We start from the raw sequence: 12,454 nt of genomic DNA on the forward strand, positions 1-12,454 counted from the left end.
CCGGGGCAGGAGCGGCGGATACCCTAGAAGAATGGACAAAGGCCAAAATCTCCGCGTTGCCGTCATCGGTGCCGGCCCCCGCGGCGTCTCGGTCCTTGACCGGCTGCTTGCCCGCTACCTGGAAATGCCCGGCGAGGACCGGCCTGCGCTGCAGGTCTGCATGGTTGATCCGTTCAATCCGGGCCCCGGGCACGTTTGGCGCACCAGCCAGTCCCGCCAGTTCCTGATGAACACCCCCTGCCTTTTTCCCACCGTGGTACCGGCCGGCAGGACGGCCACGGAGTTCGCTCCCTCGGCCACGGGTCTTTCGCTGGGCGATTGGGTGCGCCGCATGGCCCGGGAGCCGGCACCGTCGCTAAGTGCCGGAGACCGGGAAGAAATCGCACGGCTCGGTCCTGCCGAGTTCCCCAGCCGCGCCCTGTACGGCCGGTATCTGGAGTGGACCTACGCGCACCTGGTGGACGCCGCAGCCCAGGCCGGCGCCGCCGTCGTTCATTACCGTGCCGAAGCGCTGGCACTGCACCGCCAAGGCACAGGATTCACCGTTGAACTGGCGGGCGAGGACCCGCTGGCCGCGGACGCCGTCGTGCTGGCCGTGGGACACCTGCCGGCCGCGCTCACACCGGAGCAGAACCGGCTGAGCGACGCCGCGTCCCGGCTGGGGCTGCAGTACCTGCCGCCTGCCGTGCCGTCCGACGCGGACTTTTCGGTGCTTCCCGCCGGGGAACCGGTGCTGGTGCGCGGGCTGGGCCTGAACTTTTTCGACATCATGGCGCACGTGACCCTGGGCCGCGGCGGCGTCTTCGTGCCGACCGGGGAACCGGCCGGGCATGCCCTGCGCTACGAACCCTCCGGGCGTGAACCGGTGCTGGTTGCTGCCTCGCGCCGGGGAACCCCGTACCGTGCCAAGGCAAAGCTTGAGAGCTATGTGCCGCGCAGCGTGACGCTTCGCTGGTTTACCGAGGAAACTGCCGGCAGGTTCGCCGAGGAAGGCATCCAGCCCGGTTTCGACCACGACCTCTGGCCGCTGCTCCACCGCGATTCGGTGTGGGCGTATTACTCAACCCTGGCCCGCACCAACCCACAGTGCCTGAATGTCCCGGCCGGTGACTTCCTGGCGGAGCTGGAAACCGCGCTCAGCCTTCCCGGCCCGGAGTGGGACGCGGCCAAGGAAGACGTGCTGGCGCGCTGTGTCCCGCCGGCCCGGCGGACCAGCATGGAAGCGCTGGCACAACCGCTGGGGCGCCGGCCGTTCGCCGGTCCCGAGGACCTGGATGCCGAAATCCTGCGGTACCTGGAGGACGACGCCGCCGGCTCGGCGAAGGGCGAGGACGATCCGCTGAAGATGGCGATCGGTGCGCTGAACGCGGGCCGTTCCGTCCTGAAGGCAGTAGTGGCCGACGGCGGGCTGGCGGAAGAGTCCTGGCTCACGGAGCTGCGGGGCTGGTTTGAACCCCTGGTGGAAGGCCTGGCCTCCGGGCCGCCGCCGGAGCGGATCGAACAGCTCGCCGCCCTGGTCCGTGCCGGGTTGGTCCATTTCGTGGGGCCTGATCCGCGTTTCGACGTCGATGAGGCACGTGCCGTCTTCACCGCGTCCTCACCCTGGGTGACAGGGGAATACGCGGCGTCCACGCTGGTGGAAGCAATGATGCCGCCGAACCGCGTTAATGCCACGCTCTCGCCGCTGCTGGGAGACCTGCTGCACCGCGGTGAAGCACGGCCCAAGGTCATGATGGCCCCCAACGGCACCCCGGTGCTGACTCCCGGGCTGGACGTTTCCCTGCCGCCGTACCGCCCGCTGGATGTGAAGGGCCAGCCTCAGGAGAACCTCTACATTCTTGGCCTGCAGCTGTCCTCCGTTCAGTGGGGAACGGCCATCGCCGCCGAAGCCGGTGCGCCGGCGTCGGCCGGGTCCCGGACCCTGCGCGACGCCGACGACATAGCCGCCGCCATCCTCTCCCGGGGAAACAGCTTCCCCCGGGAGCAGGACAGCGGGGAGACGGCTAGAAGGGGTACTGCCGCGGTTCGTGCTGGAGCGTAAGCGTCTGGTCCTTGGTGAACTCATCAATGGCCCAGCTGCCGTTGAACCGGCCCAGGCCGGAGTTCTTCACTCCGCCGAACGCCACGTGCGGCTCGTCGTGAACCGGCATGTCATTCACGTGGGCCATGCCCACCTGCAGCCGCCGGGCGAACTTCAGGCCGGCCTCGGCTGATTCGGTGAACACCGCTCCGGAGAGTCCCTGGGGAGTGGCGTTGGCCAGTTCCAGGGCATGCTCTGCGTCGCGGGCGCGCTGGATGCCGGCAAGCGGGCCGAAGATCTCCTCGCGGGCCAGCTCCATCTCCGGGGTGACGCCGGTGAAGACCCACGGGCTGAGCACCTGTCCGTCGGTGCTGCCCTGCAGAACTGCTTTCGCGCCCTCGTCCTTGGCGGTGCTGATTTTCTCTTCCAGGCCTTCGAGCTGCTTGGCGTTGATGATCGGGCCAATCACGGTCTTCGGATCGGTAGGGTCACCGGCAGGCAGGGACCGGACGTGCTGGGTGAACTTCTCCACGAATTCGTCGTGGACGGCGTCCTCAACGATGATCCGGTTGATGGCCATGCAGATCTGGCCCTGGTGCAGGAACTTGCCCATCACCGCGGCCCGGACCGCCTGGTCCACGTCCGCATCCGCCAGGACCACAAACGGACCGTTGCCGCCGAGTTCCAGGGCCGTGTGTTTCAGGTGCTCGCCGCTGGCGGCAAGGGCACCAACGTTCTTGCCCACCGCCGTCGAGCCCGTGAAGGAAATGAGGGACGGGACGGGGTGCTCCACGAACGCGTCCCCGATTTCCGACCCGGCGCCGGCCACGACGCTCAGCACGCCGGCCGGCAGTCCGGCGTCCTCGAAGACCTTGCCGATCAGCAGGCCTCCGGTCACCGGGGTATCGCTGGCCGGCTTCAGCACGACGGCGTTGCCCAGTGCCAGGGCAGGTGCCACTGAGCGCTGGGAGAGATGCAGCGGGAAGTTCCACGGGCTAATGACACCGACGACGCCGAGCGGGTCCCGGTAGACGCGGTCCTCTTTGCCTGGAATGTCCGAGTCGAGGATCTGCCCGTGGACCCGGTGCGGGTAGGACGCTGCTTCGCGGGTAATGCCGATCGCGGAATCGATCTCGATGTTGGCCTTCACCACGGTGCTGCCGGATTCGGCTGCGAGCCACGCGGCGATTTCGTCCCGCCGTTCATCCAGGATCTCGGCAGCGCGTTCCAGGACGCGGCGGCGTTCGGCCGGGGGAGCGGCGGCCCACTCGGTTTGGGCATCCCGTGCGCTGTCATAGGCGTCGTTAAGGTCTTCGATGGAGGCCAGCTGCAGGCCGAGGAGCTCCTCGCCGGTGAACGGATTGATGTCCGGCAGGGTCTTCTCGGAGCGGCCCTGGCGCCATTCTCCGGCGATGAACTGCTTTGCGGGGATCCAGCCGGATGCTGCGGGGTTAGCGGCGGTCATGGGCGCTCTCCTTTGTAAGGGTACGTTTCTGACGATGCCGGGTATAACCAAGCATGCTTACTTCTTGTTCCCGGTTCTGGGGTTTTGGGTGGGGAACCGGTTCCGCCGGAGGTCCGGGCTGCTGGGTCACCGTGGCCGCGGGTTCACCTCGATTGACGCTGTGGCTGTGGCTGTGGCAGTGGCTGCGGCAGAGGCTGAGGCTGCGGTAGTGGATGCGGACTGCCCGGGGTCTGCCCGGACGAAACCTTCGGGGAGATGAGGCTGTTTTGGTGGGGGCTGGCACCTGCACGCTGAAACCCTCGGGGAGATGCGGCCGTTTTGGGGGTGCTTGGCGAAACCTTCGGGGAGTAAACGTCGCTTTGGGTGCGGCTAAGCGACCGTAAGTCACCGAAGGTTCGAGCACCTGACGCCTAAACGACGCTAAACCACCGAGGGTTCCGGTTCAGGCGAGGCGAACTGGATCCCAGAGCTTTCTGCGTTCCAACAACCTCCGAAAGTCCGCGCGGTTTCCCAGCCGTTGTTGCTGCCGGGTCCTATCGTGACCCCACGTGCACCAGAGGAAACGGCGGCCGGGACTCCGTGCGCTTCTGAAGAGCAGGGCCGGTGATAAGCAGCAAAAACAGCTGGGTTTCAAGTAGGCAACGGCTGGAAGCAGGTACTTGCAACCGCAGACTGCCGGTCGGATGTGGGTTAGATTCTTCCCACCGAAACGCCCGTTCCGGCACAGTCTCGTATCCGGGGGAATCGATGATGGAAGCAACGGCTCCAAGCCGCTATGCCAGCACTGGTCTCGCCGGAACGGAGCGGCAATGAGACTCGCAAAGACAATCGGTCTTGCGTTTTTGTGCTGTGCCGCCGCCACCGTGCTGCTCGCATTCCTCGTGCCGGACGGATCGCCGCTGCTCGGCGTCCCCGGCACCTTGTTCCTCATCTATGTGGTCAGGCTCGTTTATCGCAGAAACGCGGAAACGAGGGGTGAGTGAGCCCGTTTGGCAAACGCGGCGTCCGTGCTGGCGGCCGGGCAGTGAACTGGCGGCGGTTCTGGATGATCACAGCCGTCTGCGTGGCCTTGATGGTGCTGGGGGTCATTCTTCTGCTCGACGGCGGCGACATCAACGACCCGGAATTCATGTGCAGGTTTGGAATGGGCAGGCGTTCGTCGGTCTGTGACCAGCTGTGACCAGCACGCCCATCCGGCAGGCAATCACCAATAAGGAGCGATTCGTGGACATTTTCTGGCCTGGGCTCATAGTCGGAACGCTGATGACAGCCGCCTGCATCTTCGCTTTTCGGAAGCGGGATGCCATCAGTGGCTTCGCCAGCTCCCAGCCTGAATTCTTTTTGGGGGACAAGATAGCGAAGAGGGCTGACACCGGTCCGGAACGGATGAAGGCAGCCCTCCTGCTGCCGATCCTGGGCGGGATGGTGATGGGAGTGGTACTGGTCATTCTGTCCCTGACGGGGGTGCTGCAACATTCTGTTCCCGACGGCCCCAACCCCCTGACCCAGGGATCCGATCCGCTGGTGCCCGTTTTCATGGTGCTGGTGCTGATTGGGCTGGGCTTCGGCGCACTCGGGCTCATCCAGACTTTCGTACGCAGGAACAATCCGCCCACCCGCGCGCAGCAGAGGCGTATCGGGGCGGCAGGGTTCGGTTTTATGGTCGCGGCCGGAGTCGTGTTTTATTTCATCACCAAGAGCTAGGGGCGCTCGGCAGATCCCGGATAAAGCGGAACCCGGACGAAACGGCAGCCGGCCCGCACTCCGGGTCGGAGCACGGACCGGCTGCACAAGAACCTGGCGAACCTCAAAGCTACGCGGCCGGGATGACCTTCAGCGCCGAGTTCCACTGGTACGCGGGAAGTTCGTCGCTAGCGGAGAGCAGGATGTGCAGGAAGCCCATGTGCTCGAGCTGGCGGGCACGGCGCTGCGGGCCGACGACGACGGGGTTCAGCCCGGCAGCGGAGGCGAACCCGGCCACGGCCTGGATCGCATCGGCGTCGTCCCCGGCGATGAGGACGTCAAGCGGATGTCCGGCAACGGTCCCGTCGGTCAGGGTCGCGGCAAAGGTCGTGTTGAAGGCCTTGACCACCTTTGCACCGGTCACCTTCTGCAGTTCCTCCGCTGCGGAGCTGTCCGCGGGAACCGACAGCGAATCGAACGTCGCGAAGTCCACGGGGTTGGTGATGTCCACGTACACCTTGCCGTTCAGTGCATCCCCGTACTGTTCCGCGATGGCCCGGGAGGCATCGAAGTAGACCGCCGGGATGACCATGGCGCCGGTGAGCTGATCGCCCAGGACGCCGGGGGTGATGGTGCCGCCCAGTTCCGTGGCAAGGGCTTCGGCCTTGGCTCTGTCCTCGTGGGCCAGGAGCTGGACTGAACGTCCCGCTGCCACTGCGCGGGCAGCCAGTCCGCGGGCCATGTTGCCGGTACCGATGATGGTGAGATCAGTCATTTTCTTCTTCTTTCGAAAGAGGGGGAAACGGAAAGTCACTGGGTTCTTCTCATGTTGGAGGGTGGGTAATCCGGGGAACAAGGCCACCGGACGGTTGAAGCTTCAACTACTATGACACATCTTTATTGAAGCTTCAATCAACAGTGCAGCCTAGCCACCTAGTGAAATTGCTGTTTTACTGGGTGGCAAACAACCCATGTGACGTAACCCGTGAGGAAAGCAGCAGGATGGCAGCCAAGGCGGACAGCACCACCCGGACAGTTGAACGAGCCCTGTCCCTGCTCAGCGTCGTGTGCCGCCAGGGCGCTGTCACGCAGTCCGAAGCGGCCAAGGCAGCCGGGCTGTCCACCAGCACGGCGCTGCGGCTCCTCCGCACCCTGGAAGGAACCGACTTCCTGCGGCGGGAGGAGAACGGGACCTACCGTCCCGGCCCGGCGGTCGTGCAGCTAGGCGTCCTCGCCCTCAGCTCGGAATCCCTGATCTCCACGTACCGGGACACCATGGACCGCATCGTGGAGCAAACCGGTGAATCCACTTACCTCAGCATTCCCGCGGCCGGCGGGCACGGCCTGTACATTGCCATCGCAGAAGGCACTCAGTCCGTTCGGCACGCCAACTGGGTGGGACGGCGGTTCGACCTCGAAACCAGCGCCGCCGGCAGGGCGATGCGCGGCGAAGTGAACGGGACCGGGTGCGCCGTGGTGAGCGACGGCGTCGAACCGGACATCACCGCCGTCGCCGTCCCGCTGAGGGCCGGCGGGAAACCCGTGGCAGCGATGAGCGTAGTGGTGCCCAGCTACCGGATCACTCCCGACCGGCTGGAGGGGATCTGCCGGGTCCTCACCGCAGAAACCAATGCAGTCCAAACACACGGCTAACCGACAACGATGACGGAGAACCCCATGAGCCAGGCATCAACCCCGCGTACCATCCGCGCCCCGCGCGGCAGCGAACTGAATGCCAGGAGCTGGCAGACCGAAGCGCCCCTGCGGATGCTGATGAACAACCTGGACCCGGAGGTCGCCGAGCGCCCCGAGGACCTGGTGGTCTACGGCGGCACCGGAAAGGCTGCTCGGAACTGGGAGTCCTTCGACGCGATTGTCCGCACCCTGAAAACGCTGGACGACGACGAGACGCTGCTCGTCCAGTCCGGCAAGCCCGTGGGGGTCTTCCGCACCAACGAATGGGCGCCGCGGGTGCTGCTCGCCAACTCGAACCTGGTGGGGGACTGGTCCACGTGGCCTGAGTTCCGCCGCCTGGAAGCCGAAGGCCTGACCATGTACGGGCAAATGACCGCCGGCTCCTGGATCTACATCGGCACGCAGGGCATCCTGCAGGGCACGTATGAGACCTTCGCGGCCATCGCCAACAAGCGGTTTGGCGGCACCCTGGCCGGCACCGCCACCCTGACGGGCGGCTGCGGAGGCATGGGCGGTGCCCAGCCGCTCGCGGTCACGCTCAACGGGGGTGCGGTACTGATTGTCGACGTCGACGAGTCCCGGCTGCGGCGCCGCGCCGGCAAACGCTACCTGGACGACGTCGAAACGGACCTCGAGGCCGCCCTCGCCAAGGTGATGGCGGCCAAGGCCGAGGGACGGGCACTCTCCGTGGGGCTGGTCGGAAACGCCGCAGAGGTCTTCCCTGAACTGCTCCGCCGCCAAAAAGCCGGACTGGGCGCGGACTTCGACATCGTCACCGACCAGACCTCCGCCCACGATCCGCTCAGTTACCTGCCGGAAGGCATTGCGGTCGAGGACTGGCACCGAGAGGCGGACGCCGATCCGGAAGGGTTCACCAAAAAGGCGCAGGCATCGATGGCGCGGCAGGTGGAGGCGATGGTCGGCTTCCAGGACACCGGGGCCGAGGTCTTCGACTACGGCAACTCGATCCGTGACGAGGCACGCTCCGGCGGGTACGGCCGCGCCTTCGACTTCCCCGGGTTCGTTCCGGCCTACATCCGGCCGCTCTTCTGCGAGGGAATGGGCCCGTTCCGCTGGGTGGCGCTCTCCGGGGACCCCGCGGACATCGCCGTCACCGACGCTGCGCTGAAGGAACTCTTCCCGGAAAAGGAACACCTGCACCGCTGGCTGGACGCCGCCGCCGAACACGTGGAGTTCGAGGGCCTCCCCGCCCGGATCTGCTGGCTCGGCTACGGAGAACGCGCACAGGCCGGACTGCTGTTCAACCGCCTCGTCGCCGAGGGGAAGGTGTCCGCTCCGATCGTCATCGGACGTGACCACCTGGACTCCGGGTCGGTGGCATCTCCGTACCGTGAAACCGAGGGCATGCGGGACGGATCCGACGCGATCGCTGACTGGCCGCTGCTCAACGCCCTGCTCAACACGTCCTCCGGCGCCACCTGGGTATCCATCCACCACGGAGGCGGCGTGGGAATTGGACGCTCCCTGCACGCCGGCCAGGTTTCAGTGGCGGACGGGACCGACCTGGCTGCCCGCAAGCTTGAACGCCTGCTCACCAATGATCCAGGGACGGGCGTCATGCGCCACGTTGACGCCGGCTACAGCGAGGCCGAGCAGGTTGCCAAAGAACGCGGCGTCCGCATCCCCATGGCCGATTAAGCACCACCTCGAGGAACATCCCGCAATGAGCACAGTCACCTCCCTTCTTGACGCGATCTCCGGAATCGGCCGCGATCCGGTCCGCGGCGGCTACAGCCGCCCCGTGTTCTCAACTGCCGAGACTGACCTGCGCGCCTGGTTTATAGCGGAGGCACAGGCCCGCGGTCTCAACGTCGAGACTGACCGCAACGGCATCCTCTGGGCCTGGTGGGGACAGCCACAGAAAGGCGCGCTGGTCACCGGCAGCCACCTGGACTCCGTGCCGGGCGGCGGGGCCTTCGACGGACCGCTCGGCATCGCTGCGGCACTCGCCGCCGTCGACGTCCTCAAGGAACGCGGCGTGCAGCGCAACCGGTCCCTGGCCATCACTGTCTTCCCCGAGGAAGAGGGCTCCCGCTTCGGCGTCGCCTGCCTGGGCTCACGGCTGCTGACCGGCGCCATCGACGCGGACAAGGCCCGGAACCTGCGGGACGACGGCGGCACCACCTTCGCGGATGCCGCCCGGGCGGCCGGACTGGACCCTGAACACTTTGGCAGGGACGAGGACGCACTCGCCCGGATCGGTGACTTCGTGGAACTGCACGTGGAACAGGGCCGCGGGCTCGGCGAGGACGGCCCGTCCGTCGCCGTCGGCAGTTCAATCCTGGGGCACGGCCGCTGGAAACTGACCGTGCACGGCCAGGGCAACCATGCAGGCACCACGCTGATGGAAGACCGCGAAGATCCGATGGTGGCCGCCGCGCAAATCATCACGGCCGTGCAGCAGGCTGCGTCGGCCCAGCCCGGGGCGCGTGCCACCGTCGGCCGGATCCACGCCGTTCCGGGCGGCACCAATGTCATTGCATCGCGGGTGGAGCTGTGGCTCGACGCCCGGCATGAGGAGGACGCCGTCACCGCCCGGCTGGTGGAAACCATCCACGGCAAGGCGCAGAAAATCGCCGCCTTCGAAGGCTGCTCCGTGACGCTGGCCCGGGAATCCTTCAGTCCCACCACCGCCTTTGACCCGGGACTGCAGCGCCAGCTCCAGCTCGCCCTGCCGCAGGCGCCGGTTCTGGCCACCGGTGCCGGCCACGACGCCGGAATCCTGGCTGGCCACGTGCCCGCCGGCATGGTGTTCGTCCGCAATCCCAGCGGCGTCTCGCATTCCCCGGAGGAATACGTGGAAGACACCGACGCGGACTACTCCGCCACAGCCCTTGCCGACGTCCTGGAGGGCCTGCTGTGAGGACGGGAGTGTGGTGCGAACACGCCGTCCAGGACGGGCGGGTTGAGACCGGCGTCCGGCTGAGCGTCGACTCCGCGGGCATCGTCGCCGCCGTGGAATCCGGCACCCGGCCGCGGCCGGGGGACCTGGTGCTCAACGGCGTCGTCTTCCCCGCTGCATCCAATGCCCACTCCCATGCCTTCCACCGGGTGCTGCGCGGACGCACCCACACCGGAGGGGCGGACAGCTTCTGGTCCTGGCGGCAGGGCATGTACCGGGCCGCGGCTGCCCTGACACCCGAGCTGTACGAGGAGCTGGCCACCGCGGCCTACGCCGAAATGGTCACGGCCGGCTACACCTCTGTCGCCGAGTTCCACTACGTGCACCACCGTCCGGACGGTTCGCCGTATCCCGGGCACGCCATGGAACTGGCCCTGGGCCGCGCTGCCCGGGCTGCGGGAATCCGGCTCACCCTGCTGGATACGTGCTACCTCGCCGGCGGGTTCGGGAAGCCGCTGGCGGAGAACCAGCTCCGCTTCGGTGACGGTTCCGCCGGTGCGTGGCTGGACCGTCTCAAGGATCTGCGGCACACCGTGGAGTCCGAGTTCGATCCGGCGTACGTGACAGTCGGTGCAGCGCTGCACTCGGTCCGGGCAGTCCCCGAGGACGCACTGCAGGCCATCGCCTCCGGGCTGGATCCTGACCTGCCCCTGCACGTTCACCTCTCCGAGCAGCCGGCCGAAAACCAGGACTGCCTGGCTGCCACCGGGCTGACTCCCGCGCAGCTGCTTCACCGTTACGGGCTGCTGGGCCCACGCCTGACCGCTGTGCACGCCACGCACCTGACCCCGGAGGACGTCGCGCTGCTCGGGACTGCCGGTGCCACCGTGGCCATGTGTCCCAGCACCGAAGCGGACCTCGCCGACGGAATCGGCCCGGCGGCGGCGCTCGCGGACGCTGGAGCGCGCATTGCGCTCGGCTCGGACCAGCACGCCGTGGTGGATCCGTGGCTGGAGATGCGCGCACTGGAATACGGCGAACGCCTGGCCTCCGGTGTCCGCGGACGGTTCACCCCGGCTGACCTGCACCGTGCGGCGTCCGACGCCGGTGCTGCCGCCCAGGGACGCCGGGCACCAGGCTTCGCTCCCGGACGGTCCTGCGACCTAATGGCTATGGACCCCGGGACGGCGCGGACTGCGGGAGCCGACCCGGCCCAGCTGGCACTGGCAGCGACCGCCCAGGACGTTGCCGCCGTCGTCGTCGGGGGCGTCCTGGCCGCCGAACGCGGCAGGCACCTGCACCTCGGTGACCCCGGGCCGCTGCTGGCCTCCGCTGCCGCGAACCTGGACGCCGCAGCAGTCCCGGCGACGGGACGGGAGGGGCGGCTGTGACGGGTTCCGTGCTGATCACCAACATCGGCGAACTTTCAACCATGGACCCCGCCCGCGGAACGGAATCCGTGCTGACGCAGGCCGCCGTCCTATTCGAAGGCGAGCGGATCGCCTGGCTGGGCCCGGCCGCCCAGGCTCCCGCAGCAGATGAAGCGCATGACGCCGGCGGGCGGGCGGCGCTGCCCGGCTGGGTGGACTCACACACCCACCTGGTGTTTGCCGGCGACCGCAGTGCCGAGTTCGCCGCCCGCCTGGCCGGCGAGGAATACAGTGCAGGCGGCATTGCCGTGACCATGGAGGCCACCCGGGCTGCCGGGGACTACGACCTCACCCGGCTGCTGCTGGGCCGCCGGGCCGAGGCTGCCGCGGGCGGAACCACCTGGCTCGAAACCAAGACCGGGTACGGGCTGGACGTTGAGCAGGAGACCCGCAGTGCCCGGATCGCTTCCAGCGTGGTGGACGACGTGACCTTCCTGGGAGCACACCTGGTGCCGGACGGCATCGACGCCGAGGACTACACGGACCTGGTCTGCGGCCCGATGCTCGCGGCCGTGCTGCCTTACGTCCGGTGGGCGGACGTATTCTGTGAGCGCGGAGCCTTCACCGAAGACCAGTCCCGCCGGGTCCTGGCTGCCTGCCGGGACGCCGGACTGGGGCTGCGCGTGCACGGGAACCAGCTCGGCCCGGGAGCCGGTGTGCAGCTGGCCGTTGAATTCGGTGCGGCGAGCGTGGACCACGTGAACTATCTTTCGGCGGCCGATGTCCAGGCGCTCGCGGCCAGCTGGGGAAACTGGAACGCCGGCACCGGGACCGGAACGCCGGGAACGGTGGCCACGTGCCTGCCCGCCTGCGATCTCTCCACCCGGCAGCCCCTGGCGCCGGCGCGGGAACTGCTGGATGCCGGCGTCGAAATTGCGCTTGCCTCGAACTGCAACCCGGGCACCTCCTACACCACGTCCATGGCCTTCTGCGTGACAACAGCCGTGCTGCAGATGGGACTCAGCGTTGCCGAGGCCATCCGCGCGGCCACCTACGGCGGTGCCCTGGCGCTGCGCAGGCACACAGGGAACGACGCCGACGGGCAGCGGGCGGTGGGCTCGCTCGCCGTCGGGCACCGGGCGGATCTCCACCTGCTCAACGCGCCGTCCGCCGCCCACCTCGCGTACCGGCCCGGCATGCCGCTGACCAGTGCCGTTTGGCGGGCGGGGGAGCGGGTTCCGGGAATATAGGCGGGCGGCTAACCTCGGGCGGACGCAGGAAAACCCCTGCAGCCTATGGACCTGCTCCGGAGCGGGTCCTACGATACAAGGCACACTGGCCTGCGACGGCGGAGCCCG

At 67.7% G+C, this 12,454-nt stretch carries 11 protein-coding genes; 9 read left to right on the plus strand and 2 right to left on the minus strand.

Going from position 1 to position 12,454, the window contains the following annotated elements:
- Positions 1–31: 31 nt before the first annotated feature.
- Complete coding sequence (locus ACSLGO_RS07445; protein WP_436400781.1) at positions 32–2,041, plus strand: FAD/NAD(P)-binding protein; 2,010 nt, start codon at positions 32–34, stop codon at positions 2,039–2,041.
- Here ACSLGO_RS07445 and ACSLGO_RS07450 read toward each other — a convergent pair.
- Complete coding sequence (locus tag ACSLGO_RS07450; protein WP_436400782.1) at positions 2,004–3,485, minus strand: aldehyde dehydrogenase family protein; 1,482 nt, start codon at positions 3,483–3,485, stop codon at positions 2,004–2,006. The genes ACSLGO_RS07445 and ACSLGO_RS07450 overlap by 38 nt on opposite strands.
- 809 nt (positions 3,486–4,294) lie before the next feature.
- On the opposite strand from ACSLGO_RS07450, the gene ACSLGO_RS07455 reads away from it, so the two are divergent.
- Genes ACSLGO_RS07455 through ACSLGO_RS07465 form a run of 3 tightly spaced genes read left to right on the plus strand, consistent with a single transcriptional unit; the run spans position 4,295 to position 5,189 of the window.
- On the plus strand, positions 4,295–4,468 hold the full coding sequence (locus tag ACSLGO_RS07455; RefSeq protein WP_176697657.1) for a hypothetical protein: 174 nt from the start codon (positions 4,295–4,297) through the stop codon (positions 4,466–4,468).
- A complete protein-coding gene (locus tag ACSLGO_RS07460) occupies positions 4,465–4,665 on the plus strand; it encodes a hypothetical protein (RefSeq protein WP_091608157.1) in 201 nt (66 codons plus the stop codon). Before ACSLGO_RS07455 ends, ACSLGO_RS07460 begins: the two co-directional genes overlap by 4 nt.
- Positions 4,662–5,189 carry a hypothetical protein gene (locus tag ACSLGO_RS07465; protein ID WP_436400783.1) on the plus strand — a complete coding sequence of 176 codons (528 nt, stop codon included), beginning with the start codon at positions 4,662–4,664 and terminating at the stop codon, positions 5,187–5,189. Before ACSLGO_RS07460 ends, ACSLGO_RS07465 begins: the two co-directional genes overlap by 4 nt.
- Before the next feature lie 109 nt (positions 5,190–5,298).
- Here ACSLGO_RS07465 and ACSLGO_RS07470 read toward each other — a convergent pair whose 3' ends face one another.
- The gene (locus tag ACSLGO_RS07470; RefSeq protein ID WP_091608152.1) at positions 5,299–5,943 is read right to left on the minus strand and encodes an NADPH-dependent F420 reductase; all 645 of its coding nucleotides are present in this window, start codon (positions 5,941–5,943) and stop codon (positions 5,299–5,301) included.
- A 227-nt stretch (positions 5,944–6,170) separates the two neighbouring features.
- Between ACSLGO_RS07470 and ACSLGO_RS07475 the strand changes: the two genes are divergently transcribed.
- The 5 genes from ACSLGO_RS07475 to ACSLGO_RS07495 are packed head-to-tail and all read left to right on the plus strand — an operon-like array spanning position 6,171 to position 12,346.
- Positions 6,171–6,821 carry an IclR family transcriptional regulator gene (locus ACSLGO_RS07475; protein WP_152275009.1) on the plus strand — a complete coding sequence of 217 codons (651 nt, stop codon included), beginning with the start codon at positions 6,171–6,173 and terminating at the stop codon, positions 6,819–6,821.
- A 24-nt stretch (positions 6,822–6,845) separates the two neighbouring features.
- Positions 6,846–8,522, plus strand: coding sequence for a urocanate hydratase (gene hutU / locus ACSLGO_RS07480; protein WP_436400784.1), 1,677 nt, complete (start codon positions 6,846–6,848; stop codon positions 8,520–8,522).
- Positions 8,523–8,547: 25 nt separating this feature from the next.
- Positions 8,548–9,747: an allantoate amidohydrolase gene (locus ACSLGO_RS07485; protein ID WP_419243217.1), complete on the plus strand. Its 1,200-nt coding sequence runs from the start codon at positions 8,548–8,550 to the stop codon at positions 9,745–9,747.
- Entirely contained in the window at positions 9,744–11,117 is a 1,374-nt protein-coding gene (locus ACSLGO_RS07490) for a formimidoylglutamate deiminase (RefSeq protein WP_436400785.1), read from the plus strand. The genes ACSLGO_RS07485 and ACSLGO_RS07490 overlap by 4 nt, the downstream gene beginning before the upstream one ends.
- A 41-nt stretch (positions 11,118–11,158) precedes the next feature.
- On the plus strand, positions 11,159–12,346 hold the full coding sequence (locus tag ACSLGO_RS07495) for an amidohydrolase family protein (protein WP_386887970.1): 1,188 nt from the start codon (positions 11,159–11,161) through the stop codon (positions 12,344–12,346).
- Positions 12,347–12,454: the final 108 nt, after the last annotated feature.

The organism is Arthrobacter sp. IK3 (assembly GCF_051337705.1).
Classification (GTDB): Bacteria; Actinomycetota; Actinomycetes; order Actinomycetales; family Micrococcaceae; genus Arthrobacter_B; species Arthrobacter_B koreensis.